The following is a 25,767-nucleotide window of genomic DNA, read 5'->3' as shown; positions in this document are numbered from 1 at the left end:
CGCGGAACCAAAAGCCTCGAATGCGATTAGGGGCACAGGCTCGGTAACGGGCTCTGGGGGTTATCCGGACGTTGAGGACGGGAATGAAGGAACGCGTACTGGTGACCGGGGGCTTCGGCTTCATCGGTCGTCACCTCTGTGACGAGCTGCTTCGCGGTGGCTACAGGGTTCGGGTGCTCGATGCCTTGATCGATCAGGTGCATGGCGGGGCCCTGTCCGCGCTTCCGCCGGAAATCGAGTTCGTCGAAGGTGACGTGCGCGACGCGGCTGCGGTCGGGCGGGCGGCCGACGGAGTGTCCTCGGTCATTCATCTGGCGGCCGAGGTCGGCGTCGGTCAGAGCATGTACGAAATCGATCGCTATGTCGGCGCCAACGAACTCGGAACCGCGGTCCTGCTGCAGGCGCTGATCGACCGGCCGATACGGCGCCTGGTCGTCGCGTCCTCGATGAGCGTGTATGGCGAGGGCCTCTATCGCGCCGCGGACGGACATACCGTCGACGATGCGCGGCGCGATGCGGCGGCCGTCCGGCAGGGGCGGTGGGAGATCGCCGGGCCCGACGGCACCCCGTTGACGCCGATCCCGACCCATGAAGGCAAGCCCGTCGATCTGGCGTCCATCTACGCACTGACCAAATTTGCGCAGGAACGGGCGACGCTGATTTTCGGCGAGGCCTACGGCGTCGAGGCAGTGGCCCTGCGCCTGTTCAACGTCTTCGGCCCTGGGCAGGCGCTCTCGAATCCCTATACCGGCGTGCTGGCGAACTTTGCCTCGCGCATCATCAACGGCCGGCCGCCGCTGATCTTCGAGGACGGCGAGCAACGGCGCGACTTCGTGCACGTGACCGATGTCGCGCGCGCCTTCCGCGCCGCCCTCGAACGGCCCGGCGTCGCTGGCGCCGTTCTCAATGTCGGCAGCGGCCGGTCCTATAGCGTGAAGCAGGTGGCCGAGCTGCTGGCCGACGCCATGGGATCGGACATCCGTCCGGAGATCCTCCGCAAGGCGCGCGCAGGGGACATCCGCAACTGCTTCGCAGATATCGGGCGGGCACGCGCGCTGCTCGGTTTCGAACCGCAGCATCCCCTGGAGACGTCGCTGGGCGAAGTGGCCGCCTGGGTCGAGACGGCCGAGGCGAAGACGGATCGCGCCGCCGAGATGCGGCAGGCGCTCGAGGCGCGGGGGTTGGTCGCGTGAACGCCGGCGCTCGACAACCGCTCCGAACATTCGGTCGGCCCTACGGCTTCGTCGAATGGTTTCGGCCGGGCGAGCACGTCCGGGCGCAAGCCGCGGTCGCAGGAATGCTCGACGCCGGTGCGGCGTTTCTGCGGACCCACATCTCCTGGGCGGAGTACCACGCTGCGGGCGGCGAGGCCTGGTACGACTGGCTGATCCCGTTCCTGGGAGAGCGCATCGACCTGCTGCCGTGCATTCATTATACGCCGCCGTCGCTGTCGCGCAGCGGCGCGGCATCCGGGCCGCCCCGGCGGCTGCTCGACTATGCCGATTTCTGCGACCATGTCCTCACGCGCTACGGCCGCCATTTCAGCCATGTCGAACTGTGGAACGAGCCGAACAACCTCCTCGACTGGGACTGGCGCGAGGACAACGATTGGCTGCTCTTCTGCGAGATGGCGGGGGCTGCGGCGCACTGGATCGGCGAGCGCGGATGGAAAGCGGTCCTCGGCGGCCCGTGTCCGTTCGATGCGAACTGGCTGGACCTGATCGGCCGGCGAGGCGTCCTCGCGAAGGTCCATGCGGTCGGCTTCCATGGCTTTCCCGGCACATGGGACAGCGAGGCCGGGACGTGGGCCGGATGGGCGAAGCACCTCGGCGAGATGCGCGCGGTGCTCGACCGCCATAACCCGGACGTGGAGATCTGGATCACCGAGGCCGGCTACTCCACCTGGCGGAACGACGAGTTCAAGCAGGGGGCACTGCTCCTCGACGCGCTGAAGGCGCCTGCCAAGCGACTCTACTGGTACAGCTGGCAGGACATACCGGCCGAGGTCCCCGTGCAGGAGGGGACCTATTTCGATCCGCGCCACTATCATTGCGGGGTCGTGGATGCCGGCGGCAGGCCCAAGCTGACGGCGCGGCTGCTACGCGAGGGCGGCGTCGGCAAGCTGGACGACGCACGCCGCCTTGCGGCACCGGCGGTAATGCGGCCAGCCAAGCCCGTCGTGATCGTGGGCGGGGCCGGATTCATCGGCTCCAACCTCGCGGACAGCTATCTCAGCGAAGGCCGCGACGTTGTCGTGGTCGACAATCTCAGCCGCTCGGGGGTCGAAACGAACCTGGAATGGCTCCGCGGGCGCCACCGGGACCGGGTTCATCCGGCCATTGCGGACATACGCGATGCCGCCGCCCTCGATGCCGCGATCGCCGATGCGGCGGCCGTCTTCCACCTTGCGGCCCAGGTGGCGGTCACGACGAGCCTCGACGAGCCGCAGCACGATTTCGCGGTCAACGCGCAGGGTACGGTCAACCTGCTGGAGGCCGTACGCAAGCAGGGGCGGGACGTACCCGTCATCTTCGCTTCGACCAACAAGGTCTACGGCAATCTCGCGGACATCGCGCTTGCCGAACTGGAAGATCGTTATCTCCCGAAGGCCGACGAGATCCGCAATCACGGTGTCGGCGAGGACCGGCCGCTCGACTTCTGCACGCCCTACGGCTGCTCGAAGGGGGTGGCGGACCAGTATGTCCTGGACTACGCGAAATCCTATGGACTGCCCACGGCGGTGCTGCGGATGAGCTGCATCTACGGACCACGGCAGTTTGGTACCGAGGACCAGGGCTGGGTCGCGCACTTCCTGATCAAGGCCCTGCGCGGCGAACGGATCACGATCTACGGCGACGGCAAGCAGGTGCGGGACATCCTGCATGTCGGCGACGCGGTCGCGGCGTACCGCGCCCTGCTGGACAACATCCAGCGGGTGAAGGGGCAGGTCTTCAATCTCGGCGGCGGGCCGGCCAACGCTGTCAGCCTGCGCATGGTGATGCGCGAGATCGATCGCATCGTCGACCGGCTGCCCCCGGTCGAGACGAGCGAATGGCGGCAGGGCGACCAGTTCTATTTCGTTGCCGACACGCGGAAGCTCCGCACGACGGTCGGATGGACGGCCGCGATGCCCTGGCGCGACGGCCTGCGCGATCTGGCCGACTGGCTGAGGACGCAGGGCGAGGGAGCGCAGAACGAAACCCGGAGGCTGCTCGCATGAGAGTCGCACTCGTCAACCCCTTCTGGATGTATGACGGCAGCATCTATTTCGGCTGCCGCAACCCGCACCTGCCGCTCGAGCTCGGCTATTCGAAGGCGCTGCTCGAGGCGCGTGGACACGACGTCATGATGCTGGACGGCCAGTTGCAGGCGTTGGACAATCAGGCCCTGGCGGAGGCCGTGGCGAACTACCGCCCGGAGATGACGGTGGTCACGACGGCGCCGACCTATCTCTTCTGGCGCTGTGCGCCGCCGGAACTGCGGGTGCCGGCGGAGTTCCTGAAGGCGCTCGCCGGCCGCGGCGGCCGCACCGTGGCGGTCGGTCCGCACGGCTCTGCGACGCCGGCACCGACGGTGCGGAAGCTGGGGGTCGATGCCGTCGTTCGCGGCGAATGCGAGGAGATCGTGGTCCAACTCGCCGAGGCGCGCGACTGGTCGCGCGTGCCTGCCACAGCGGTGCCGGACGGCGACGACGTGCGGATCAACGGCGGCGTCCATGCGAGCGGCTTCGTCGATCATCCCCCACTGCACTGGCCGGACGCCTGGATCGCCAACCACCCCCACCACCATCACCGCTTCGAGGAGGTCCAGCGCGGCCTGGGCGCCGAGGTCGAAGCCTCGCGCGGCTGTCCCTACAACTGCACCTTCTGCGCGAAGATCGACTTCCGCGACAAATACCGGCGCCGCAACCTGGACGCGGTCCTGGCGGAAATCGACGGGCTGATCGCCCAGGGCGTCGGCTACGTCTATTTCGTCGACGAGATATTCCTGCCGCAGAAGCCGCTGCTGGAGGCGCTGGTCGGGCGGGACGTCCAGTTCGGCGTGCAGACCCGGATCGACCTCTGGAAGCCGGATCTCCTGGAGCTGCTGGGCGCGGCCGGATGCGTGTCGATCGAGGCGGGCGTCGAGAGCCTGACGGTCGAGGGGCGCGAGGCGCTGGCGAAGCGCTGCCGGCTCGACACCGACGAACTCGCCGACCTGCTGATCGTGGCGCGGCGACATGTGCCGTTCGTCCAGGCCAACCTCATCGGCATGGAGGAGGACGAGGCCGAGATGGTCGCGGCATGGCGCGACAGGCTGCTCGCCGCCGGCGTGTGGGCGAACGAGCCCGTGCCCCTGTACCCGTATCCGAGTTCGCCGAGCTACCGGGCAAAATGGGGCGAGCCCGACGATCTCGCGTGGGAGCGGGCGCACGATCACTATCTCGAGGCGTTCGATCGCTTCAGCGACATCCAGGAACAGCGGCCGCTGCCGCTGCCGGCGCTCGAGCGCTCATGCTGCGCCGGCCGCTGAACCTGCGCCGGATCCTGCTGACCGTCGATGCGGTCGGCGGTGTCTGGCGCTACGGCGTCGATGTCGCCCGCGGCATGGCCGGGGCGGGCGTCGGCGTGGTGCTGGTCGGTTCGGGCCCCCCGCCGTCGCCAGTGCAGCGCCGCGAGGTCGAGGCCATTCCAGGCGCTTGCCTCGACTGGCTCGACGCGCCGTTGGACTGGATGGCGGATGCGGCGCCGGCGCTGGCGGGCGTCCCGGGACTGCTCGCGGCGGCGGCCGAGCGTCACGGCGCCGACCTGCTGCATCTGAACGCGCCGAGCCAAGCGCTCGGGCTGCCTGTGGGGCTGCCGTTCGTCGTCGTCTCGCACTCCTGCGTCCATACCTGGTGGCAGGCGGTGCGCTCGGGGGCGGCGCCGGCGGAATGGGGTTGGCGGCACGACATGACGCGGGCCGGCTTCGATGCCGCGCGCCTCACGCTCGCGCCTACCGCCAGCCACGCCCGTGCCCTGGTGGAGGCGTACGGCAAGATCGGCGGCCTGAAGATCGTGCCGAACGCGGCCGCCCCGGCTGCAGCCGCGCAGCCGAAGGAGCCGTTCGTCTTCGCTGCCGGTCGGTGGTGGGACGAGGGGAAGAACGGCCGCGTCCTCGACGAAGCCGCCGGCAAGACTGCCTGGCCCATCGTCATGGCCGGTGCGGTCGAGGGTCCGCTCGGGCAGCGCTTCGCCGCGACCGGCGCGCGGATGCTCGGCCCCCTCGACGCTGCTGCGGTGCGGGCCGAGATGGGGCGCGCGGCGGTCTTCGCGGCGCCGTCTCTCTACGAGCCGTTCGGTCTGGCGGTGCTGGAGGCGGCGCTCTCCCGGGCGGCCCTCGTCCTCGCGGACATCCCGACATTTCGAGAGCTTTGGGGCGGTGCCGCGCTGTTCGCCGCCCCCCGCGATCCGGCCGCCTTCGCCCGGGCGATCGACGCTCTCGCGTCGGACGAGAGCCTGCGTCGCGATCTCGGCGCGCGCGCCAGGACGCGCGCGGCATCGTTCACGATCGAGCGGCAGACGACGCTCCTGATGGAGGCCTATGCTGGGGCGATGGCGGGCGCTGCATCCGGACGCTGCGACACGCGGCAGCCCGAGTTTGCGGAGGTTTCACCCTAGATGCGCTTTCTCCTCTACACGCATTCCCTGATTTCCGACTGGAATCACGGCAATGCGCATTTTCTGCGCGGCATCCTCCGCGAACTGGCCGCCCGAAGCTTCGAGACGCTGGCCCTCGAGCCGGAGGACGGGTGGAGCCGCAGCAACCTTATCCGCGAGCAGGGTGCCGCCGCTGCCGACAGCTTCGGCGAGACCTTCCCCGACCTCATCGTGCGCACATACGACGCCGCTTTCGATCATGAAGCGGCGCTTGCGGCGGCGGATGTCGTCCTGGTCCACGAGTGGACCGACCCCGGCCTCGTCGCGCGGATCGGTACGGCACGACGGTGCGGCGGCGACTTCACGCTGCTTTTCCACGACACCCACCACCGGGCCGTGTCGGCGGAGCGCTCCATCGCCGACCTCCTGCTAGCCGACTACGACGCGATCCTCGCGTTCGGCGACACCTTGCGCCAGCGCTATCTCGCAGCGGGGTGGGCGGACCAGGTCTTCACCTGGCACGAAGCCGCGGACATCACGCTCTTCAAGCCTCCGGCGGAGCGCGCGTCGGCCGAGCGGGCATCGGGCCGCGATCTCGTCTGGATCGGCAATTGGGGCGACGGCGAGCGGACCCGCGAACTGGAGACGTTCCTGATCGAACCCTGCCGGCGGCTCGGGCTGAGCGGCACGGTGCGCGGCGTTCGCTATCCGGACGAGGCGCTGGCGCAACTCCGCGCCGCCGGCCTCGCCTATGGCGGCTGGATCGCCAATGTCGACGTTCCGGCCGCCTTCGCGGCCCACCGCGTCACCATGCACGTTCCGCGGCGGCCCTATGTGGAATCGCTGCCGGGCATTCCGACCATCCGCATGTTCGAAGCGCTCGCCTGCGGCATCCCGCTGGTCTCGGCGCCCTGGTCCGACGCGGAGAACCTCTTCCGTACCGGGCAGGACTATCTGTCGGTCGCCAGCGGCGATGCGATGAAGACCGCACTCGCGGCGGTGCTGAACGATCCGGACCTGGCGGCGTCGCTGTCGCGCTCCGGCATCGAGACCATCCGCGCCAGGCATACCTGCGGGCACCGTGTCGACGAACTCCTGGCCGTGCTGCGGCGCATCGGCACGGAGCGGGTGCGGCGCCAGTTGCCCGGAGAACAGGAGGCAGCCGAATGAAGATCGCCTTTTACGGCTCCAGCATTCTCTCGTCCTACTGGAACGGCGCGGCGACCTATTACCGCGGCCTGCTGCGCGCGCTCGCGACCCACGGCCACGAGATCACCTTCTACGAGCCCGACGCCTTCGGCCGGCAGCAGAACCGGGACATCGATCCGCCGGACTGGTGCCGGGTCGTCGTCTATCCGGCCACCCCGGCGGACGTGCGGCGCGCGGCAGCGGAGGCGGCTTCGGCGGACGTCGTGGTGAAGGCGAGCGGCGTCGGCTACGAGGACGACGCGCTGTTGGCGGCGGTGATGGACGCGGCGCGGCCTGAAGCCCTGAAGATCTTCTGGGACGTCGACGCGCCGGCGACGCTGGCCGACCTGCAGGCGCAGCCGGACCATCCGCTGCGGCTGGCGCTGAAGAACCTCGATCTGGTCCTGACCTATGGCGGCGGCGATCCCGTGGTGTCGGCCTATGAAGCGCTGGGGGCCGCCGCCTGCATCCCCGTCTACAACGCGCTCGACCCCGACACCCACCACCCGGTGCCGCCGGAGCCGAAATTCGACGCCGACCTCGCCTTCCTCGGCAACCGCCTGCCGGATAGGGAAGCGCGCGTCGAAGACTTCTTCCTGGAGCCGGCGGCGGCGCGGCCCGAGGCCTCGTTCCTGCTCGGCGGCTCGGGCTGGGCGGATCGCGGCCTGCCGGCGAACGTGCGCTACATCGGCCACGTGTCGAGCCGCGACCACAACGCGTTCAACGTGACGCCGAAGGCGGTGCTGAACATCAACCGCGCCAGCATGGCGAGCACCGGCTTCTCGCCGCCGACGCGCGTCTTCGAGGCGGCGGGCGCCGGGGCGTGTCTGATCACCGACGCCTGGACGGGACTGGAAATGTTCCTGGAGCCCGGCCGCGAGGTGCTGGTCGCCCGCGACGGCAGGGACGTCGCAGAGATCATGGCGCGCCTGACGCCCGAGGAGGCGACGGCGATCGGCCGCCGGGCGCTCGCGCGCGTGCTGCGCGATCACACCTATGCGCTGCGCGCCCGTCAGGTCGACCGCCTGTTGCGTGACCGCTTGGCGAAGCAGCCGGAGGTCGCGGCATGACGCAGCGCCCAATCGACATCGTCATTGTCGGCCTATCGCTGTCCTCCTCTTGGGGCAACGGCCACGCGACGACATACCGAGCCCTGATCCGCGGACTGCAGAGGCTGGGCCACCGCGTGCTGTTCCTGGAGCGGGACGTGCCCTGGTACGCCGCGAACAGGGATCTGCCCGATCCGGATTTCTGCGACCTCCGGCTCTATGCCGACCTGACGGAACTGGCGGAGCGGCATCGCGGCGCGATTGCCGACGCCGATGCGGTGATCTTCGGCTCCTACGTGCCGGAAGGCGTCGCGGCGCTCGACATCGTGCTGGAGGCCGCGCGCGGCCCGGTCGCCTTCTACGACATCGATACGCCGGTGACCCTGGCGAAGCTGAGCCGCGGCGACGAGGAGTATCTGGCCCGGCGGCAGATCCCGGCGGTGGACCTGTATCTGTCCTTCACGGGCGGGCCGCTCCTGCAGCGCCTCACCGGCGACTTCGGGGCGCGGCGATCGATGGCCCTCTATTGCGCGGTGGACGAGACGCGCTACCGGCCGACGGGCGACGCGCCGGTGTGGGACCTGGGCTATCTCGGGACCTACAGCGACGACCGGCAGCCGACCCTGGAGCGCCTGCTGATCGAGCCGGCGCGGCGCCTGCCGCACCGCCGTTTCGTGGTCGCCGGCCCGCAATATCCCGACGCCATCGCATGGCCGCCGAACGTGGACCGTATCGATCATCTGCCGCCGTCCGAGCATGCGGCCTTCTACGGCCGGCAACGGCACACGCTGAACGTGACGCGCGCCGACATGATCGCCGCCGGCTGGTCGCCCAGCGTCCGACTTTTCGAAGCGGCCGCCTGCGGCACGCCGATCGTCAGCGACGTCTGGGATGGCCTGACCGACCTGCTGCCCGACGGCGAAGCGATCGTGCTGGCGCTGGATGCCGCGGACGTCGTCGCCGTCATCGAAGCCGGCGACGACGATGCGCGGCGCGCCCGGGCTGAGCGTGCCCGGGCGATCGTGCTGGGCGAGCACACGGGCACGGCCCGGGCCGCCCAGCTGGTTGAGGCGCTGTCCGCATTGCGGCAGGCGCATTCGAATCTGGCGAAGGTGGGTTGAGACGTGCGTGCGCAAAGACAATGGAGCCGGCAGGAGATCGTCGCGGGTCTGCGGGGCCTCGGGCCCTGGTTTCACAATATCGACCTGCACGGCGTGCCGACGGCGCCCGACCATTTCCTCGGCGACTATCCCGCGTTCAAGTGGCGCGGCTTCGCCGCCGCCGTACCGGACGACCTGACGGGCCGCACCGTTCTCGACATAGGGTGTAACGGCGGCTTCTACGCCATGGAGATGAAGCGGCGCGGCGCCGACCGGGTCGTCGCCGTGGATTCAGACGAACGCTATCTGGCCCAGGCGCGCTTCGCGGCGGAGGTGCTCGGCCACGACATCGAGTTCCGCCGGATGTCCGTCTACGACGTCGCGCAGCTGGGCGAGAAATTCGATCTCGTCATCTTCATGGGCGTGCTGTACCACCTGCGCCACCCGCTGCTGGCGCTCGACCTGCTCCACCGGCACGCGGTCGGGGACTTGCTCCTGTTCCAGTCGATGCAGCGCGGTCCCGACGCCGTGGCCGCGGTGGCACCGGACTATGATTTCGACGAACAGGCGCATTTCGACCAGCCGGACTATCCCTGCCTCTACTTCGTCGAGGATCGCTACGCGGGCGATCCGACCAACTGGTGGATTCCGAACCGCGCCGCGGCCGAGGCGATGCTGCGCAGTGCGGGCTTCGAGATCGTCGCGCACCCCGAGCGCGAGGTCTACCTGTGCCGGCGCAGCCATGCCGCTGCGGGGCATCCGCCCCCCGCGCTCTAGGCGTCGCCCGCGCGGCGAAGGGTCGCTTCAGGCCATCGAGGCCTGAGCGACCGCGGCGCGAGCGCGCCGCTTGGAGGGCTTGCCCGTGGACAGGCGGGCGGCGAAATCGTCGATCGTCGCCCGCAGGCCGGTTTCCAGGGGAATACGCGGCGACCAGCCCAGCAGGTTGCGCGCCTCGTCGATGACCGGACGCCGCCGGCGCGGGTCGTCGACGGGCAGTGGACGATGGACGATGTCCGAAGGCGAGCCCACCATCTCCAGAATCGTGCGCGCCGTCTTTGCGATGCTGAGTTCCGACGGGTTGCCGAGGTTGACCGGCCCCATGATCGTCGGCGCGCTGTCCATGAGCAACTCGAGCCCATTGACGAGATCGTCGACATAGCAAAAGGAGCGGGTCTGCGAGCCATCGCCGTAGATGGTGAGGGGGGCCCCGCGCAGTGCCTGGACGATCAAGTTGGAGACCACGCGCCCGTCGTTCTCCAGCATGCGGGGCCCGTAGGTGTTGAAGATGCGGGCCACCTTGATCTCCAGCCCGTACATCCGCTGATAGTCGAAGAAGAGTGTCTCTGCCGCCCGCTTGCCCTCGTCGTAGCAGGCCCGGGGACCGGTGATGTTGACGCAGCCGCGATAGTGTTCCGGCTGGGGGTGTATTTCGGGGTCGCCATAGACCTCGCTCGTCGAGGCCTGCAGGATACGCGCCTTCTTCGTCCTCGCCAGGTCGAGGAGGTTGCACGCACCCAGTACGCAGGTGCGCAACGTGGCGACCGGGTCTTCCTGGTAATGCACCGGCGAAGCCGGGCACGCCAGATTGAAGATGCGATGGACGGGCCCGGAGATGGCGATGGGCGCGGTGACATCGTGATGGACGAAAGAGAACCTGGGATGGCCGTCCAGCGACCTCAGGTTCTGCAACGTGCCGGTATGCAGGTTGTCGATACAGACAACGAACGATCCGCGGTCCACCAACCGTTCGCACAGGTGAGAACCGATGAAACCGGCGCCGCCAGCAACGACCACCGTGTCGCGATCAACCACTGCCATCTGTCTCTCCAGGTAAGGGCTAGCGGCTTAACAATGTTTTGATCTCCCGGTTCCTGCTGCTGCACCGGTGGGGCCGGTGCGGCTCGGATGAATCGCACCCCTTCCGGCCGGATATGCGCGGGATGGCGCGTGCGGCTGTACTGCGTCTGTAGCGAAGGTGTGCCGCCTGCCCGCGATTTCGTCCCTCCTTGTTCTGCGGTCGTGCCTGTTCGGTCGAGCGTGTCCGATCGGGGGGAACGTGCGTCTCGGCGGGCGGTTACAGGACCGACTGACCGCGGATGTGCGGGAGCCGCCGGGCTCCTGACGGCCCGTCGGTTCGGGAATGTGTGCGTGCCCGCACCATACGAGGCGGCGAGGAGCAGCGATGTCGGACACGAGGGTGGCTCTGGTGCTCGCAGGCGGTATCGGGCTCGGCGCCTATGAGGCCGGCGCCTATACCGGGATGGACCGGACGTTCGGCACGCCACTGGACAGGATTGCCGGCTCGTCGATCGGTGCCGTGAATGCCGCGCTGATCGCCGGCAACGAGCCGTCTCAAAGGGTGCGCCGGCTGCGCGCCTTCTGGACCGAAATGCCATCGTTGCTGCCGGCGCTCCACGGCATCGGATCCTACGGCGGATCGTGGCGGAGTATGGCGAACTGGCTCAGCGCGCTTCAGGTACGCACCGTCGGGCGCCGGGGCATCTTCCATCCCAAGCCGCTACCAGAATTGTTCAGCGGCGCACTGGGGATCTATGACCTCTCGCCGCTGCGCGCGACCCTGGAACGGATGGCGGATTTCGACCGGCTCAACGGCGGCGACGTGAGCGTCGCGGTGGTCGCGACCGATATCGCTACCGGTGAGGCCGTCACATTCGACACCGCCGCCGGCGATCGTATCGGACCAGACCACCTGCTCGCCAGCTGCGGGTTCCTGCCGGAGTTCGAGCCGACGGAGATCGAGGGGCGGCTGCTCGGGGACGGCGCGCTGACGGCGAACGCCCCGGTCGATGCCGTTTTGACGGACCGGCCCGACGAGGATCTGATCTGCTTCGTGGTGGATCTGTTCGCCCGGGACGGTGGCCGTCCGGACTCGCTCCTCCGCGCACAGGAACGCCGCCTCGACCTGCTGCTGGCGAACCAGACAGAGACCGCTCTCGCCGGCCTGCAGCGAGAGGACCGGCTCCGCCGGCTGCTGGGGGAGGCGGCCGACGCCGTTCCTCCCGACCGCCTGAGCGAACCGGGGCTGCAGATGGCCGCGGCCGCCGCGCGGCGCTCCGGCACGGCCGTACTCCACTTGAGCTACCGGTCGGCGGACCATGATGCCGCCTCCGAGAAACAGTATGATTTCTCGCCCGCCACCATGGCGGATCGGTGGAAAGCTGGGGCTCTGGACATGGCGGCAGCTCTCGACCGGCTCCGCCTGGATGAGGGAAGGACGGGACGGCGCGGGTTCGTCCTGCATCGCATCCGTCGCGAGACGAAGCGGGAGGCGCCCGCTTAGGAACCCTTCCCCTCCGCCGTCTGCCGCCTCAGTGCTTGGCGGTGGTGCCGTGCTGCGCGTCGAGGTCCAGGTAGCGGCGCGTGATGGACGAGATGTTCTCGCCCATCCAGGATGCCATCGCCTCTTCCTCGGCCAGGATCTGCTGGCAGATCTGCTTCGTCTCGTGGTCGCCCGCCGCCTCCGCGGTGGCAATCAGCGAGCGGTATGCGGCGATCTCCATGTGCTCGAAGGTGTAGCTCGCCATGGAGGCCTTCACCACTTCGTCCGTCACGAACATGCCGCTCAGCCCTTGCCCCAGCGCGGTGAGCTTGCCTGTGAGGTCCTTCATGGTGGAAGCGCTCGCGCCGCGGCGCTTCAGGCATCCCTCCAGGAGTTCCGCCTGGCGGTGTGTCTCCGACGCATGGCTTTCCAGCCGTGCCTTCAGTTCCGGATAGTTCTCGATGCGGCTCGCGGTGTCGCGGAGCATCTTCTCGGCCTGCTCTTCCATCGCATGCGCATCGCGCAGCCACTCGACGAGCCGTTCTTCTGCGGTAGCCATAGCCGTCTCCATCTTTTCCGGAAGTCCACGCGCGGTGGTTCGCCCCTACAACCTCGCGGATCGGCGTTCGTTCCCCGGAACCATTAGGGTGCCGCAAATGTCTCCTCCCGGCAGATCTCGACATGCAGGGGAGACAAACGACCGTGGCAACTCGGGCTGAAATCCTGGACCTGTCCCGGCAGTCGAACCGGGGCGGGCTCACGCCGTGGTTCGACTGCCGCCTGGGCGAGCAGGTCGACCGCGGTCTGTTCCTGCCAGGCGACGAACTGGAGGCGGTCGGGGAAAAGCTGGTGGCCGAGATGGCGGCCTATCGTGAACAGGCGGGCGTATCGACGGCCGTGCTGGGCATGTCGGGCGGCGTCGACAGCGCCTTGACTGCGGCGATGCTGAAGCGGGCGGGATGGCGCGTGGTCGGCTTCAGCCTGCCGATCGAGCAGAACCCGGAGGAGACGGAGCGCGGCGTCGAGGCCTGCCGCGCCCTGAGCATCGAGCACCACCATCTCGACCTCTCGGAGCCCTATCGCGGCGTCGTCGGCGCTCTGGGTGGCCTCGACGAGCGGCTTCCGGCCGGGGACGCCGAGGCATTCCGGGTCAGGCGCGGCAACGTCCGCGCCCGGCTGCGCATGGTCACGCTGTACGATCAGGCGCACCGGTTCGGCGGCCTCGTCGCCAGCACCGACAATTTCTCCGAACTCGGCGCGGGATTCTGGACGCTCCACGGCGACGTCGGCGACTTGGCGCCGATCCAGTCCCTGCTGAAATCCTGGGAAGTCCCCTGGATGGCCCGCGCCTACGGCGTGCCGGAGAGGACCTGGCGGGCCAACCCGACTGACGGCCTCGGCATCGGCGAGGGCGACGAGGCGCAGATCGGCGCCACCTACCTCGAGTGGGACGTTACCGTTTTCGCGCTGATGGAGACGCTCGTCCGCAACCCCGGTCTGGGCCGCGACGAACTGGTGGCAAGCCTGGACATCGGCGCGGACGAGCGGGCGCGCTCCGCCGTCGAGGCCGTCCTGCGCCGCCTGCGGACGACGTGGCACAAGCGGCTCAATCCGATCCGGCTCGGCCATCCGGCGGCGGAGCGTTTCGACGCGCTCGACCTGCTCGACGCCCGGCTCTTCCGCCCTGCCGTGATGAAGGCGGACGAGGCGCATTCCAGCTTTTCCGGCGATCTCCAGGATCAGGCGAACCAGCTCGCCAGGGCACTCGAGGCCGCCGACATGCGCATGGTCACGGCGGAATCCTGCACCGCCGGTCTGCTGGCGGCGTGCGTCGCCGCCGCGCCTGGCAGTTCCGGCGTGCTCGAAGGCAGCTTCGTCACCTATTGCTCGTCCCTCAAGAGCGACGCCTTGGGCGTGTCGGCATCCCTGATCCGCGAGAAGACCCCTTACGATCCGGAGGTCGCGCGGCAGATGGCGGCGGGGGCGCTGGAGCGGGCGCCCGGCGCCCGGTTGGCGCTGTCGATCACCGGGGTGGCGGGACCCGGCCCGGACCAAGGCAAGCCCGCCGGCCTCGTCCATATCGGCGCGGCGGTCAGGGGACGCGAGCCGATCGCGGAGGAGCACCGGTTCCAGGGACGACCGAAGCAGGTCATCGCGGCCACGATCCGCAACGCCCTCGAACTGGGGAAGAGGATGGTGGAGCAGCGCCGTGCGTGACGCCGTCGTACCGGATGCGGGCGACACCGCGCACCGCGTTCGCCGGAGCGAGCCGCGCTCATGCCGGGGAGGAGAACCGATGCGCCGAGCCCGTTCGAAACGCCGGCACGTCCCGCGGATCGTCACGGGTGCCATAGCGGGGTTCGTCGCGACCCTCCCCATGACGATGGCGATGCGGCGCCTCCACCGCGGACTGCCGCAGCAGGAACGCTATCCCCTGCCGCCGCGCGAACTGACCGAGCGGCTGACGCCCGCCCGGCGGGACGACGACGGCCCCGACCGGGACGCCGGCCCGCAGGAGACGACAATGGCGGCTCACTTCGTCTACGGCGCCGCCGCCGGAGCGCTCCTGCCGCTGATACGGTCGCGGCCGACGGTGGCGACGGGATCGATCTACGGCGTCGCGGTATGGGCGGCCAGCTACCTCGGCTGGATTCCGACCCTCGGGACGCTGCGCCCCGCCACCGGGCATCCGGCCCGCCGGAACCTCCTGATGATCGCCGCCCATCTCGTCTGGGGTGCCGCACTGGCCGTCGCGCACCGGGAGCTGGTGCAGGCCGAGGAAGAAGCCTTCGCCGCCGGCCCGGAGGCCGATGCGCCCCGGCGGCCGGACGCATGACCCCTGGGGCGGGAGGCCACCGCACGAAGCCCGGCCGGCCCCCAACGCGAAAACGCCCGGGCTTTCGCCCGGGCGTTCCGTCTCACGCTCCTGCTGGTCGCCCGGTCAGGCGGGCGTGAAGCAGGGGACCGGGGGGCCGCCGTCGGTGGGCTTGAAGACGAGCTTCACCTTCTGGCCGACCTTGATGCTGTCGAAGTCGGTGTCGACGATGTTGGTCATCATCGTCGTGCCCTCGTCGAGCGTGACGTAGGCGATGCAGTACATCTCCGGCGAGCGCCGCATGACGCTGTAGGAGTAGATCGTGCCCTTGCCCGACACCTCGACCATCTCGGTGTTGTCGCTGAGCGTGAAGGGCGACAGGGCGCGCGGGTACCAGTAGAGCTTGCCCGTGTCCTTGCACTTGCCGACGGTGAACTTGCCCGCGGCGCAGTTGTCCCAGAACGCCTTCGTTTCCGGGTTCGGCTCGGGCGCCGGGATCTTCCTCTCGGCCATGGTGATCACTCCCTCTCGAGGATGACGGTGGCGCTGCCGTGGCGGGTGCCGAGCGAGCCGCCCGTACCGTGCGCCAGAACCAGATCGCAATTCGGGACCTGCACCTTCGGGTGCGCCTCGCCGCGGGCCTGACGGACCGCCTCGAGCACCTTGGTCAGACCGCCGCGGTTCGACGGGTGGTTGTTGCAGAGCCCGCCGCCGTCGGTGTTGAACGGCAGCTTGCCGACGCCGGAGATCAGGTTGCCGTCGGAAACGAACTTGCCGCCCTGGCCCTTCTCGCAGAAGCCGAGGTCTTCCAGCTGCATCAGCACGGTGATCGTGAAGCTGTCGTAGATCGACGCGTACTTGATGTCCTTCGGCGTGACGCCGGCCTCGGCGAACGCCGCCGGGCCCGACCAGCGCGCACCGGAATAGGTGAGGTCGATCTGGCCGCCCATCTGGTGCTTCGGCGCTTCGCCGGCGCCCAGGATCTTGATCTTCGGACGGTTGAGGCTCTTCATCACCTCGGGCGCCACGACGACGATGGCACCGCCGCCGTCGGAGATGACGCAGCAGTCCAGACGATGCAGCGGGTCGGAGATCATCGGCGAGTTGACGACGTCCTCGACCGTGACGACCTTCTTCAGCATCGCGTGCTCGTTGTGCTGAGCATGATGCGACGCGGCGACCTTGATCCAGGCGAGCTGCTCGCTGGTCGTGCCGTACTCGTGCATGTGGCGCATGGCGCACATGGCGTACATGTTGACGACGGTCGGACCGAACGGGAACTCGAACTGGACGTCGGGCGCCGACTGGTTGTAGACGCGCGGCGCGGTGCCGGTCGCCATGCCCTCGGCGTTCGGACGGCCGGCGAGCGTGATCAGCGCCACCTTGCACTTGCCGGCGGCGATCGCCTCGGCGGCGTGGCCGACATGCAGCACGTAGGACGAGCCGCCGGTGTCGGTCGAATCCATGTGCCGGCAGTTCTTCAGGCCGAGATAGTCGACCATGGAGAGCGGGCCGAGGCCCGGCGCATCGCCGGCGCAGTAGTAGGCGTCGACGTCGTCCACGGTCAGGCCGGCGTCCTTCAGCGCGCCGGCAGCCACTTCGGCGTGCAGCTGCGCCAGCGACTTGTCGACGGCCTTGCGCGTGGGATGCTCATAGATCCCAGCGATGTAGGCCTTGCCTTTGATGCTCATAGGGGTCCACCACCTCTCGGTTTCGTGGTTGAGGTGGCCGCAGGGTAGGGGGACGCATTTGTCCTGACAAGGCCCCGATCCGGGGACGCCTCCGGAACCTCTCCGAGCCGGGCCCGCGCACGGCTCAGCGTGGCGTCCGGCGCATCCGCTTCAGCACGGCGGTGCTGGACGAGACGATCCGGCCGGCGGGATCCGAATCCTTTCCGTCGAATGCGCGGATCTCGCAGCGGCAGAAGGCGAGGGAGCCGGTGCGGCGGATCAGTTCCGGCGTCGCGACGAGGGTTTCTCCCTCGACCGCGCCGCTCAGATAGTCGGTGGTCAGCGACACGGTGACGACGCGCTCGTCGGGCAGGTCCATGACCGCCACCCAGCACAGGGCCAGATCGGCCATCGTCGCCAGCATGCCGCCGTGCACCGCGCCGCCGCCGTTGCAGTGCCGCGCCTCGACCGTCAGCGTCACCGTGCCGTCGGGCTCCGGGCCCTCGGGCGTCCAGAACGGGCCGACATAGAGTTCGAAGGGGTCACGGGGATAGGGGATGCGGTATCCTGGGCGGGTCGTCTGGTCGGTCACGGTCGGTCCTGATGTTTCGAGAGCGGTTGCGCCCAAGGAAGCATGAACCGTGCCCCTGCGGAACCTCCGGCGTCGTCGGCCGTATGCGGGTGACGGAGGCGCGATCCGGCAGCCTCGCGGCGCTTACGCCGCAGGCCGTGACGCTTGCCCGTGCCCGGCGATGATGGTTCAGTCGGGTCCCGCAGACACAGAGGCCAGCATGGACCCCCACCTCGAAGCCCGCCTGTCGCTGCTCCTGACCGAGATGGAAGGCGAGCAGGGCGACCGGCACGAGATCTGGATGCGTCTCAAGCAGGAACTGGACGGCATGCGCGCCTTCGGCATGCCGGTGCCGGAGGATCTGCAGCGCCTGGAGGACGAACTGGAACGCGAGTTCGGCCCCCCGGTGGTGTTCGACGCCGAGTCCGAGGATGCCGACCCTGAGGATGGGACACCCGGTGGCGGGCCGGGATGACGAGGCGGGATGACGGGCGGCCGATCGCTCACCATATCGCGGTGATATCGGGCTCGTGCCCTGAGGGAGCTTGGACATGATCGCCTGCGCATTCGGGATCGGCGTCGGGCCGACGATGTCGGCGCACTATCATCCGTCCCGCGACATCCCCCTGAAGCAGCGGCCTGAACCGGTGCCGGGCGACAAGTAGGCCGCCGTCAGACCGGCTGCGACGCCCCGCGCTCCGCCGGCAGCGCCTCCTGCGGCGTATAGCCGACGATCTCCTTCAGCAGCCAGATGGCGTTGTCGCACATGCGCTGCTGGTAGGACGCCGCCCGCATCTTCTCCAAGTGGAACAGGAAGGCGTCGTTGAACTCCTTCAGCGGCCCTTCGAGGAGATGGAAGACGTCGTCCATCGACAGGTAGCGACGCCGCGCGAGCAGGCCGATGTCCTCCAGGAAGATCAGGAAGCCGATGAAACTGCCGCGGGTGTCGTCGTCGAGCGCCTCGATGCAGTGCGAGGCGAACTCGCCGAGCGGCAGTGAGCCGTCGCTCGCCGCATGCTGCCGCACGATGAGCGTGCGCAGCTGCCCGCCGAAGACCATCTCGCTGCAGGCGATCCGCTCGACCAGCCGCATGTAGACGGCGGCCTGTGCCGTCCGCGTGGAGAGCGCCGCCTGCTCCTGCGCGATCTCGTTCTGCCTGCGGCTCTGATCGGCTTGGGATTTGGCGAAGCGCAGCGCGAGGATCGCGACCACGACCAGCCCCAGGCTGGAGAGGAAATAGAGGAGTTCAATGACGTTGCGGACCTGGTTGTGGCGTTCGGAGCCGTTCAGCCAGTCGGGAAAGTGTCCCGTCAGGAAGCCGGTCACGATGACCACCGCCAGGATCGCGTGGCCGCAGGCGACGACGACGATCGCGCCGTAGACGATGCACTCGCGCGCGAGGTCGCCGGCATCCTTCAGCGGCGCACGTCCGGTGGTCATCGCATCCCCTCCCGCCGTCTGGCGCGCGCAGTGCCGCGAACGGTGGTGCCCGGACCGATCCTAGCACTTCCTGCGGCGCCGGGTGACCGGGGAACTGTTCAGGTACCGCCGGCGGCCCGCCGCTGCCGGGCCAGCACCGTCTCGCGGTGTGCGATGTAGAAGGTCGCGACGAAGATCACGGCACCGCCGATCCAGGTCCAGACGGTCGGGATCTCGCCGAAGATCGTGAAGGCGATCAGGGCGGTGAACGGCAGTTTGGCGAAGTCGAAGGGCAGCACGACGGTGACGTCCGCCGCGCCGAAGGCTCGCGTCATGAAGATGTGGCCGACGGTGCCGCAGAAGGCGAGTGCCGTCAGCCAGCCGAGCATTTCCAGGCTCGGCCACTGCCAGACGAACAGGGCCGGGATCAGCGACAGCGGCGTCAGGATCAGCGTCATGTAGGTGACGACGACCTCCGGCCGCTCGGTGCGCGACAGCGACTTCACCACCAGGATCGAGGAGGCCGCGAAGGCGGCGTTGGCGATCGCCAGCAGCGAGCCGAGCGACAGCCCCTCGATGCCGGGCCGCAGGACGATCATCGTGCCGGCGAACCCGACGATGATCGCCGTCCAGCGGCGCAGGCGGACCGTCTCGCCCAGGATGAGGGCCGCCCCCATGGTCGAAAAGAGCGGCGCCGTGAAGCCGAGCGCGGTCGCCTCGGTGATCGGGATCAGCGTGACCGCCGTGAAGCCGCACAGCATGCCGCCCAGGCTGAACAGCGCGCGCAGCACGTGGCCGCCCAGCCGCTGGGTCCGCATCGCCGAGATGCCGACCCCCGCCAGCCACGGCATCATGAAGGCGAGCGCCAGGATGTTGCGGAAGAACACCACCTCGAACGGATGCAGCTCCGTCCCGGCATGGCGGATCAGCGCGCTCATGCACGAGAAGAACAGCGCCGACAGCGTGGCGAAGACGGCGGCGCGCAGCGGCGGCGGGGCGGCCTCGAACCGGGCGAAGGCCGCGGCCAACCGCGTCGGCGTCACGACCTCCCGGCCGCAGCGTCGGCGACACGCGCCGCGACGGCGCGGCCACGCTTGATCCGCGCTTCACGCCAGCTGACATAGCTGGCGGCGACGAAGACGACGATGCCGCCCAGGAACGTCCACACGCTCGGTATCTCGTCGTAGAGGAAGAAGGCCATTGCGGCGATGATCGGCAGTTTGACGAAGTCGATCGGCTGCAGGGCCGTGATGTCCTGAAGCTTCAGCGCCTTGATGTGGCAGAACTGGCCGGCCGTGGCCAGCGCCGCGAGCAGGGCCATCCAGAGCAGTTCGGTCACCGACGGCGTCGTCCAGAAGAACAGGGCGGCCGGCAGCGAGATCGGCGCCATCAGCAGCACCTGCCACGTCATCACGGCTTCCGGCCGCTCGCTGCGCGACAGCGACCGCAGCGTCACCACCGTCAGGGCCCAGGAGGCTGCGGCGGCGAGCGCCAGCAGCGCGCCGGGGCCGAGGAGATCGAGGCCGCTGCCCCCCGAACCCGGCCGCAGGATGATCATTACGCCCAGAAAGCCGAGGATGGTGGCGCTCCAGCGGCGGATCCGCACCCTCTCGCCGAGGAAGAGGGCGGCGAAGATCGTGACCCACAGCGGCGCGGTGAAGGTGATCGCCGTGGCGTCGGCCAGCGGCATCAAGCCCACCGCCAGGAACCAACAGCCGAGCGACAGCGAGTTGAAGCCGGCGCGCACGCCGTGCATCCCGATCCGCTTCGCCCGGAGCATGCCGGGCTGCAGGATCCGGAGCAGCCAGGGCAGCATGATGACGAGGCCGAAGATGTTCCGGAAGAACAGCACTTCGAACGCGTGCACCTCGCCGGAGAGATGGCGGGCGATCAAGGTGATCGACGCATAGCACGCCGTCGCGCCCAGCATCAGACAGGCGGCCGCCAGGGGATGCGTGTCCAGGGGCTGGACGACGGCGGCCGCATCTGTCCCGGCCACGGATTAGCGCCCCTTGTTCGGGCCGGCGGCCTGATAGGTCAGCGTGAACTGCAGCAGGAGGGTGCGCTGCAGGTCGGAAAAATTGTCGTCCGATACAGCGAGCAGCCTTACCGCCCCGTCCTTTTCCGGCAGCAGCGCCAGCCCCTCGAAATTGTCCTCCGCCTCGGGGGCCGGCGGGCGGATGGCGCCCAGCACGCGGCCTTCCCAGGCTTCGGCCTTCGCCACGTCCGCCGCGGGCACCCGCGTCAGCCGGCAGCGCACCCCGAGCAGCAGTGAGAACGCCCGCTCCAGGACGAGCAGGTCGCCGTTCGGCAGGAAGACCGCGTCGGTCGGCTGGTAGGCGGGGTCGGTCCGGTACGAGCGGCCGATCCACTTGCCGTCGCGGCGGAGCCATGTGCGGTGCAGGCCGTCGTCGCCGCTCGCTTCCGCCAGGATGGCGATGGTGCCGTCGCCGGCCACGGCGACCGATTCCAGGCCCTTGTTCGGCGGCAGCGTCGCGATGTCGGCGGGCAGGTCCAGCCTGATCGGCGGCGCGAGCAGGCCCGCCCAGTCGGCGGCGTGCCGGACGACGCGATGGTCGCCCTCGTAGGCGACAAGCCACGATCCGTCGGGCAGGCGGCGCAGCGCCTCGGCGTCGCGCGTGCCCTTCGGTGCCTCCAGGTCGACGCCGCCCAGGGGGGCCGCGCGCACCGCGCCGACATCCACCAGCTTGCCGTCGGCGTCGAACGCCAGGGGGAACTGCAGGGCGAGTCCGTCGTCGCGCACCGCGGTCGCCGTGATCCCGTCGCCATCGACCTCCAGGCCGGAGACGCCGCCGAGCAGGTCGCGGCGGCCGAGATCGACCATCGCGACGAAGGAAAGGAGGGGTTCCTCGTCGGTGGGCTGCCCCAGCATGGCGCAGGCGCCGGCCGGGACGAACATCGCCACGGCCAGAAGGCGCTTCACGAGACCGAGCACAATCTCTCCCGCTTGCGGTAGGGTTGCGCCGGTTGGCGCCGATGCAGGAAAGCATCGTACGCTCATCGGGTTAAGGCAAGGTGTCGAAACCGGCGCTTTGCACGTTCGACGCGAACATGGGAGGACCCGCATGCAGTTCCTGGTCACCGCCTATGACGGCACCGACCCCGAGGCGCCAGCCCGACGGCAGGCGGTGCGCGAGGCGCATCTGGTCGGCGCGCGCCGCATGACCGAGGAGGGGCGCATCCTGATCGGCGGGGCGATCCTCGACGATGCCGGCGGCATGATCGGCTCGTGCTGCATCGTCGACTTCGCGACGCGGGCGGAACTGGACGAATGGCTGCGCACCGACCCCTACGTCACGGGCGGCGTCTGGCAGAAGATCGAGGTGGTGCCGTTCCGGGCGGCGGTCGGCGGTCCCGCCAAAAGCTGATTTCGCCGTGGCCCGCTCGCGAGAGCGGCGGCTACCCTGCTGAGGGATGCCGCCGCCTCGCTTGTACAGACCTGCGCCGCGCGATCCGTGCGACAGTGAGGTGTCCGCGCCGGCTGACGCCGACACGAAGTCTCCTTATAAAGCACCCGGCGTGCGATCGGTTCCAGCGCGTCCCGTCGGCCGTAGAGCGAGCCCACCCCATGCCTGCCATCGACATCCGGCCCTGCACCGAGGCCGACCTGCCCGCGGTGGTCGACCTCCTGCTCGCCAACACGCCGGCGGCCGAACGCCGCGCCGGGCCGCTGACCGAGCATGCGCGCGAGGTCTATTTCGACCATCCCTGGCTGCATCCCGAGATCGCGCCGCTGGTCTGCTTCGGCGCCGACGGACGGCTGAACGGCTTCATCGGTGCGACAGCACGCCGCATGACGTTTCGCGGCGAGCAGATTCTGGTCGCCGTGCCGGGCAACTTCGTCGTGCGGCCGGGCCCCGACGGCAAGGTCGACGCCTTCTCGGCGATCGGGCTGGTGCGGCGCTTCCTGACCGGCCCGCAGGACCTTTCGCTGACCGACACGTCGAACGACCTGTCGCGGCGGATGTGGGAGGCCGCGGGCGGTGCCGTCGTCGCCGGCTACAGCTTCGACTGGTTCCGGCCGATCCGCCCGGTGCGCGCCCTGCTGCAGGTGGTCGAGGCCGAGCGCAAGACGGCGCTGCCCATGTCGCGCTGGCTGCACCGCGTCGGCGGCGTTGTCGACATCGCCGGCGCGCGGGTGCTGGCCCGGATGGCGGCGGGCAAGCGCGTGGATGCGGTCCTGGCGCCGTTCGACCCGGACTTCCTGCTCCAGCTCATCGCCCGGCACAGGGCCTACGAGATCGTCGGCGTCTACGACCGCGACAGCATCGCCTGGCTGATGCGCCAGCTCGAGGCCAAGGCCCAGGGCCGCACCCTGGTCTGCCACACGGTCACCGACGGCAAGCAGCCGATGGGCGCCTTCGCCTACATCCTGCGCGCCGACGGCTATGCCGAGGTGCTGTTCTCCTACGCCCGGGAGGGACGCTACGACTTCCTGCTCAGCGCGATGGCGTCGGACGCCGCATCGCGCGGTGCGGCGGTTCTGACGGGCACGGTGAAGCCGCCGCGGCTGCCTTCGTACAAGGGCCAGCGCTGCTTCTTCTTCGCCAACCAATGGACGGTCGTCCATTCCCGCCGTCCCGAGCTGGCGGACGCCTTCCACCGCGGCCGCGCCCTGCTGACGGCGCTCGACGGGGAGAAATGGACACGCTTCGGCGATCTCTTCACCCTGTGATGAAGCCGCCGTTAAGCCGACCTTAAAAGGCGGTTATATAGAAGCGTTTGCATCGGCCGTGTCGTTCGCGGCCGGAACCTAGTCGTCGAGGGGTACGATCCGCATGTGCGGCATCGCGGGAGAGTTGCGGCGCCACGGGAACGGCGCCGACGAGGCTGTCGCCCGGCGCATGATCCGCGCCGTTCATCACCGCGGACCGGACGCGAGTGGCGTCGAGGTCGACGGGCCGGTCGCACTGGCCCATGCGCGGCTCAGCATCATCGACCTCGTCGGCGGCGTCCAGCCGATGGCCAGCGAGGACGGCCGCTACCGCATCACCTTCAACGGCGAGATCTTCAACTATGTCGAGCTGCGCGAGCGCCTGATCGCGCGCGGCCGGCGCTTCCGGACCGATTCCGATACCGAGGTCCTGCTCGTCGCCTACGAGGAACTGGGCCCCGACTGCGTCGCCGAGTTGAACGGCCAGTGGGCCTTCGCCGTCTGGGACACCAAGGCGAAGAGCCTGTTCCTGTCGCGCGACCGGCTGGGCGTGCGGCCGATCTATTACGCCGAGACGCCGTCCGCCTTCGTCTTCGCCTCCGAGGTGCGCGCCCTGCTGGTGCATCCCGACGTCGGCGCCGAGATCGATCCGCGTGGCATCGACCAGCTGCTGACCATCTGGGCGCCGATTCCGCCGCGCACCGTGTTCCGCGACGTGCGCGAACTGCCGCCCGGCTCCTCGATGCGCGTCGACGACACCGGCGTGCGCACCTGGCGCCACTGGCAGGCGGACTATTCCGAAGTCGCGATGCCGGCCTCGGTCGACGCGGCCGCCGACGACCTGCTGACCCTGCTGACCGACGCCGTGCGCATCCGCTTCCGCGCCGACGTGCCGGTCGGCGGCTATCTCAGCGGCGGCCTCGATTCCACCGTCGTCACCGCGATCGCGCGCAAGCGCCTGGGCGTCAGGCTCGACACCTTCTCGGTCGGCTTCGAGGACGGCGCCTTCGACGAGACGCAGTACCAGAACGCTGCCGCCGAGGCGCTCGGCACCCACCATGCCAGCATGCGCATCGGCCACGGCGACATCGCCGGCGTTTTTCCGGACGTCGTCTGGCACGCCGAGCGGCCGATGCTGCGCACGGCACCGGCGCCGCTCTTCCTGCTGTCGCGCTTCGTGCACGACAGCGGTTACAAGGTCGTGCTGACCGGCGAGGGCGCCGACGAGATGCTCGGCGGCTACGACATCTTCAAGGAGGCCAAGGTCCGCCGCTTCTGGGCGCAGCAGCCGGAGTCGGTGCTGCGGCCGAAGCTGCTGCAGCGGCTCTACCCCTACATGCCGGACCTGCAGAAGCAGCCGGCGGCCTATCTCCAGGGCTTCTTCAACGCCCGGCCGGAGGATCTGGCCAGCCCGTTCTTCTCGCACCAGCCGCGCTGGGGCATGACGGCGCGCACCAAGCTGTTCCTGTCCGACGCCTTCAAGGCCGAGCTCGCCGGCTACGACGTCTATGCGGAACTCGCCGAGACGCTGCCGCCTGCCTTCGCCTCCTGGGACCCGTTCTGCCAGGCGCAGTATCTGGAGACCGAGCACCTGCTGCCCGGCTACATCCTGGCGACCCAGGGCGACCGGATGGCGATGGCGCATGCGGTGGAGGGGCGGTTCCCGTTCCTCGACCATCGCGTCGTCAGCTTCGCCGCCAAGCTGCCGCCGCGCCTCAAGATGCGCGTCCTGAACGAGAAGTTCCTGCTCAAGCACGCTTCCGCCGGGCTGATCCCCGAGGTGGTGCGCGCCCGCTCCAAGCAGCCCTACCGGGCGCCAGGCACTGCCAGCTTCTACGACGCCGCGACCGGCAAGGCGCGTGCCGACTGGGTTGCGGCACTGACCACGCCGGAGCGGCTGTCCCAGGACGGCGTCTTCAATCCGGGGGCGGTGACGCGCCTCCTCGCCAAGGCGGCGAAGGGGCAGGTGACCGGCACGCGCGACGACATGGCCGTCGTCGCGGTGCTCTCCACGCAGCTTCTCGCCGACCGTTTCGTCAACAACTTCGCTGGGCAGATGTCGCATGACCGAGCCGCTTGAGACCGAGATCCGTGCCTTCGTCGTCGAGAACTTCCTCTTCGGCCAGGACGACGAGACCCTGACCGCCCAGTCTTCGCTGGTGGAGTCGGGCATCATCGATTCCATGGGTGTGGCCGAGATCGTCGCGCACATCGAGAGCCGCTACGGCGTCACGGTCGGCGACGACGAGCTGGTGCCGGACAATCTCGACTCCATCGAGCGCATCGCCGCCTTCGTCGCGCGCAAGAAGCAGTCCCAGGCGGCCTGACGTCGGAGGCCGACGGAGAATGTTGCCGTAGTACCGACCTTCCCGGCCGCAGCGC

At 69.2% G+C, this 25,767-nt stretch carries 25 protein-coding genes; 16 read left to right on the top strand and 9 right to left on the bottom strand.

The features are described from left to right. Window positions 1-83 precede the first annotated feature (83 nt). The 8 genes from ABIE65_RS18400 to ABIE65_RS18365 all read left to right on the top strand — a co-directional run bounded on the left by ABIE65_RS18400 (window position 84) and on the right by ABIE65_RS18365 (window position 9,732). Window positions 84-1,193 carry an NAD-dependent epimerase/dehydratase family protein gene (locus tag ABIE65_RS18400; RefSeq protein WP_354079758.1) on the top strand — a complete coding sequence of 370 codons (1,110 nt, stop codon included), beginning with the start codon at window positions 84-86 and terminating at the stop codon, window positions 1,191-1,193. Between the two features lie 104 nt (window positions 1,194-1,297). Next, window positions 1,298-3,220, top strand: a complete 1,923-nt coding sequence (locus ABIE65_RS18395; RefSeq protein WP_354079756.1) for an NAD-dependent epimerase/dehydratase family protein — start codon at window positions 1,298-1,300, stop codon at window positions 3,218-3,220. After that, window positions 3,217-4,512, top strand: a complete 1,296-nt coding sequence (locus tag ABIE65_RS18390) for a TIGR04295 family B12-binding domain-containing radical SAM protein (RefSeq protein ID WP_354079754.1) — start codon at window positions 3,217-3,219, stop codon at window positions 4,510-4,512. The genes ABIE65_RS18395 and ABIE65_RS18390 overlap by 4 nt, the downstream gene beginning before the upstream one ends. Next, window positions 4,494-5,639, top strand: coding sequence for a glycosyltransferase family 4 protein (locus ABIE65_RS18385; protein WP_354079752.1), 1,146 nt, complete (start codon window positions 4,494-4,496; stop codon window positions 5,637-5,639). Before ABIE65_RS18390 ends, ABIE65_RS18385 begins: the two co-directional genes overlap by 19 nt. Then, window positions 5,640-6,788: a CgeB family protein gene (locus ABIE65_RS18380; protein ID WP_354079750.1), complete on the top strand. Its 1,149-nt coding sequence runs from the start codon at window positions 5,640-5,642 to the stop codon at window positions 6,786-6,788. Continuing rightward, the gene (locus ABIE65_RS18375; RefSeq protein WP_354079748.1) at window positions 6,785-7,876 is read left to right on the top strand and encodes a CgeB family protein; all 1,092 of its coding nucleotides are present in this window, start codon (window positions 6,785-6,787) and stop codon (window positions 7,874-7,876) included. The genes ABIE65_RS18380 and ABIE65_RS18375 overlap by 4 nt, the downstream gene beginning before the upstream one ends. Continuing rightward, entirely contained in the window at window positions 7,873-8,976 is a 1,104-nt protein-coding gene (locus ABIE65_RS18370) for a CgeB family protein (RefSeq protein ID WP_354079746.1), read from the top strand. Before ABIE65_RS18375 ends, ABIE65_RS18370 begins: the two co-directional genes overlap by 4 nt. A gap of 3 nt (window positions 8,977-8,979) precedes the next feature. Next, complete coding sequence (locus ABIE65_RS18365; protein ID WP_354079744.1) at window positions 8,980-9,732, top strand: TIGR04290 family methyltransferase; 753 nt, start codon at window positions 8,980-8,982, stop codon at window positions 9,730-9,732. A 27-nt stretch (window positions 9,733-9,759) separates the two neighbouring features. Here the strand turns inward: ABIE65_RS18365 and ABIE65_RS18360 are convergent, their stop codons facing one another. Next, window positions 9,760-10,773 carry a UDP-glucuronic acid decarboxylase family protein gene (locus ABIE65_RS18360; RefSeq protein ID WP_354079742.1) on the bottom strand — a complete coding sequence of 338 codons (1,014 nt, stop codon included), beginning with the start codon at window positions 10,771-10,773 and terminating at the stop codon, window positions 9,760-9,762. Between the two features lie 364 nt (window positions 10,774-11,137). On the opposite strand from ABIE65_RS18360, the gene ABIE65_RS18355 reads away from it, so the two are divergent. Beyond that, window positions 11,138-12,256, top strand: a complete 1,119-nt coding sequence (locus ABIE65_RS18355) for a patatin-like phospholipase family protein (RefSeq protein ID WP_354079740.1) — start codon at window positions 11,138-11,140, stop codon at window positions 12,254-12,256. Window positions 12,257-12,284: 28 nt separating this feature from the next. Here the strand turns inward: ABIE65_RS18355 and ABIE65_RS18350 are convergent, their stop codons facing one another. Next, a complete protein-coding gene (locus tag ABIE65_RS18350; protein WP_354079738.1) occupies window positions 12,285-12,794 on the bottom strand; it encodes a ferritin-like domain-containing protein in 510 nt (169 codons plus the stop codon). Between the two features lie 143 nt (window positions 12,795-12,937). On the opposite strand from ABIE65_RS18350, the gene nadE reads away from it, so the two are divergent. Next, complete coding sequence (nadE, locus tag ABIE65_RS18345; protein ID WP_354079736.1) at window positions 12,938-14,452, top strand: NAD(+) synthase; 1,515 nt, start codon at window positions 12,938-12,940, stop codon at window positions 14,450-14,452. Window positions 14,453-14,531: 79 nt separating this feature from the next. Then, window positions 14,532-15,071, top strand: coding sequence for a hypothetical protein (locus ABIE65_RS18340; protein WP_354079734.1), 540 nt, complete (start codon window positions 14,532-14,534; stop codon window positions 15,069-15,071). Between the two features lie 105 nt (window positions 15,072-15,176). On the opposite strand, the gene ABIE65_RS18335 is transcribed toward ABIE65_RS18340, so the two are convergent. The 3 genes from ABIE65_RS18335 to ABIE65_RS18325 form a co-directional block, all read right to left on the bottom strand. Continuing rightward, on the bottom strand, window positions 15,177-15,563 hold the full coding sequence (locus ABIE65_RS18335; RefSeq protein ID WP_354079732.1) for a Zn-ribbon domain-containing OB-fold protein: 387 nt from the start codon (window positions 15,561-15,563) through the stop codon (window positions 15,177-15,179). A 5-nt stretch (window positions 15,564-15,568) separates the two neighbouring features. Then, the gene (locus ABIE65_RS18330) at window positions 15,569-16,741 is read right to left on the bottom strand and encodes a thiolase family protein (protein ID WP_354079730.1); all 1,173 of its coding nucleotides are present in this window, start codon (window positions 16,739-16,741) and stop codon (window positions 15,569-15,571) included. Between the two features lie 124 nt (window positions 16,742-16,865). Further along, window positions 16,866-17,312, bottom strand: a complete 447-nt coding sequence (locus ABIE65_RS18325; RefSeq protein WP_354079728.1) for a PaaI family thioesterase — start codon at window positions 17,310-17,312, stop codon at window positions 16,866-16,868. Window positions 17,313-17,511: 199 nt separating this feature from the next. On the opposite strand from ABIE65_RS18325, the gene ABIE65_RS18320 reads away from it, so the two are divergent. Further along, window positions 17,512-17,766 (top strand): hypothetical protein, encoded by a 255-nt coding sequence (locus ABIE65_RS18320; RefSeq protein ID WP_354079726.1) that lies wholly within the window; start codon window positions 17,512-17,514, stop codon window positions 17,764-17,766. A gap of 197 nt (window positions 17,767-17,963) precedes the next feature. Here ABIE65_RS18320 and ABIE65_RS18315 read toward each other — a convergent pair whose 3' ends face one another. From ABIE65_RS18315 to ABIE65_RS18300, 4 genes are all read right to left on the bottom strand, one after another. Next, window positions 17,964-18,731: a hypothetical protein gene (locus ABIE65_RS18315; protein ID WP_354079724.1), complete on the bottom strand. Its 768-nt coding sequence runs from the start codon at window positions 18,729-18,731 to the stop codon at window positions 17,964-17,966. Window positions 18,732-18,829: 98 nt separating this feature from the next. Further along, window positions 18,830-19,753, bottom strand: coding sequence for a DMT family transporter (locus ABIE65_RS18310; RefSeq protein WP_354079722.1), 924 nt, complete (start codon window positions 19,751-19,753; stop codon window positions 18,830-18,832). Beyond that, complete coding sequence (locus ABIE65_RS18305; RefSeq protein ID WP_354079720.1) at window positions 19,750-20,709, bottom strand: DMT family transporter; 960 nt, start codon at window positions 20,707-20,709, stop codon at window positions 19,750-19,752. The genes ABIE65_RS18310 and ABIE65_RS18305 overlap by 4 nt, the downstream gene beginning before the upstream one ends. A 3-nt stretch (window positions 20,710-20,712) precedes the next feature. Further along, on the bottom strand, window positions 20,713-21,666 hold the full coding sequence (locus ABIE65_RS18300; RefSeq protein ID WP_354079718.1) for an esterase-like activity of phytase family protein: 954 nt from the start codon (window positions 21,664-21,666) through the stop codon (window positions 20,713-20,715). A 130-nt stretch (window positions 21,667-21,796) separates the two neighbouring features. Between ABIE65_RS18300 and ABIE65_RS18295 the strand changes: the two genes are divergently transcribed. The 4 genes from ABIE65_RS18295 to ABIE65_RS18280 all read left to right on the top strand — a co-directional run bounded on the left by ABIE65_RS18295 (window position 21,797) and on the right by ABIE65_RS18280 (window position 25,712). Next, window positions 21,797-22,099 carry a YciI family protein gene (locus ABIE65_RS18295; RefSeq protein WP_354079716.1) on the top strand — a complete coding sequence of 101 codons (303 nt, stop codon included), beginning with the start codon at window positions 21,797-21,799 and terminating at the stop codon, window positions 22,097-22,099. 200 nt (window positions 22,100-22,299) lie between these two features. Beyond that, on the top strand, window positions 22,300-23,406 hold the full coding sequence (locus ABIE65_RS18290; protein ID WP_354079714.1) for a hypothetical protein: 1,107 nt from the start codon (window positions 22,300-22,302) through the stop codon (window positions 23,404-23,406). A gap of 103 nt (window positions 23,407-23,509) precedes the next feature. Next, a complete protein-coding gene (gene asnB / locus ABIE65_RS18285) occupies window positions 23,510-25,465 on the top strand; it encodes an asparagine synthase (glutamine-hydrolyzing) (RefSeq protein ID WP_354079712.1) in 1,956 nt (651 codons plus the stop codon). After that, entirely contained in the window at window positions 25,449-25,712 is a 264-nt protein-coding gene (locus ABIE65_RS18280; protein WP_354079710.1) for an acyl carrier protein, read from the top strand. The genes asnB and ABIE65_RS18280 overlap by 17 nt, the downstream gene beginning before the upstream one ends. Window positions 25,713-25,767 lie beyond the last annotated feature (55 nt).

It is taken from the genome of Constrictibacter sp. MBR-5 (assembly GCF_040549485.1).
Lineage (GTDB): Bacteria > Pseudomonadota > Alphaproteobacteria > JAJUGE01 > JAJUGE01 > Constrictibacter.
The sequence above is the reverse complement of the archived record's forward strand: the minus strand, read 5'-3'. Positions and strand labels throughout refer to the sequence as shown.

What these genes read in the sequence shown, in the direction of transcription:
- ABIE65_RS18360 (WP_354079742.1), bottom strand. Translation starts at nt 10,773, where the DNA reads ATGGCAGTGGTTGATCGCGACACGGTGGTCGTTGCTGGCGGCGCCGGT.
- ABIE65_RS18400 (WP_354079758.1), top strand. Translation starts at nt 84, where the DNA reads ATGAAGGAACGCGTACTGGTGACCGGGGGCTTCGGCTTCATCGGTCGT.
- ABIE65_RS18290 (WP_354079714.1), top strand. Translation starts at nt 22,300, where the DNA reads ATGCCTGCCATCGACATCCGGCCCTGCACCGAGGCCGACCTGCCCGCG.
- ABIE65_RS18340 (WP_354079734.1), top strand. Translation starts at nt 14,532, where the DNA reads ATGCGCCGAGCCCGTTCGAAACGCCGGCACGTCCCGCGGATCGTCACG.
- ABIE65_RS18370 (WP_354079746.1), top strand. Translation starts at nt 7,873, where the DNA reads ATGACGCAGCGCCCAATCGACATCGTCATTGTCGGCCTATCGCTGTCC.
- asnB (WP_354079712.1), top strand. Translation starts at nt 23,510, where the DNA reads ATGTGCGGCATCGCGGGAGAGTTGCGGCGCCACGGGAACGGCGCCGAC.
- ABIE65_RS18385 (WP_354079752.1), top strand. Translation starts at nt 4,494, where the DNA reads ATGCTGCGCCGGCCGCTGAACCTGCGCCGGATCCTGCTGACCGTCGAT.
- ABIE65_RS18315 (WP_354079724.1), bottom strand. Translation starts at nt 18,731, where the DNA reads ATGACCACCGGACGTGCGCCGCTGAAGGATGCCGGCGACCTCGCGCGC.
- ABIE65_RS18335 (WP_354079732.1), bottom strand. Translation starts at nt 15,563, where the DNA reads ATGGCCGAGAGGAAGATCCCGGCGCCCGAGCCGAACCCGGAAACGAAG.
- ABIE65_RS18375 (WP_354079748.1), top strand. Translation starts at nt 6,785, where the DNA reads ATGAAGATCGCCTTTTACGGCTCCAGCATTCTCTCGTCCTACTGGAAC.
- ABIE65_RS18390 (WP_354079754.1), top strand. Translation starts at nt 3,217, where the DNA reads ATGAGAGTCGCACTCGTCAACCCCTTCTGGATGTATGACGGCAGCATC.
- ABIE65_RS18380 (WP_354079750.1), top strand. Translation starts at nt 5,640, where the DNA reads ATGCGCTTTCTCCTCTACACGCATTCCCTGATTTCCGACTGGAATCAC.
- ABIE65_RS18355 (WP_354079740.1), top strand. Translation starts at nt 11,138, where the DNA reads ATGTCGGACACGAGGGTGGCTCTGGTGCTCGCAGGCGGTATCGGGCTC.
- ABIE65_RS18330 (WP_354079730.1), bottom strand. Translation starts at nt 16,741, where the DNA reads ATGAGCATCAAAGGCAAGGCCTACATCGCTGGGATCTATGAGCATCCC.
- ABIE65_RS18350 (WP_354079738.1), bottom strand. Translation starts at nt 12,794, where the DNA reads ATGGCTACCGCAGAAGAACGGCTCGTCGAGTGGCTGCGCGATGCGCAT.
- ABIE65_RS18280 (WP_354079710.1), top strand. Translation starts at nt 25,449, where the DNA reads ATGACCGAGCCGCTTGAGACCGAGATCCGTGCCTTCGTCGTCGAGAAC.
- ABIE65_RS18320 (WP_354079726.1), top strand. Translation starts at nt 17,512, where the DNA reads ATGGACCCCCACCTCGAAGCCCGCCTGTCGCTGCTCCTGACCGAGATG.
- ABIE65_RS18295 (WP_354079716.1), top strand. Translation starts at nt 21,797, where the DNA reads ATGCAGTTCCTGGTCACCGCCTATGACGGCACCGACCCCGAGGCGCCA.
- ABIE65_RS18395 (WP_354079756.1), top strand. Translation starts at nt 1,298, where the DNA reads ATGCTCGACGCCGGTGCGGCGTTTCTGCGGACCCACATCTCCTGGGCG.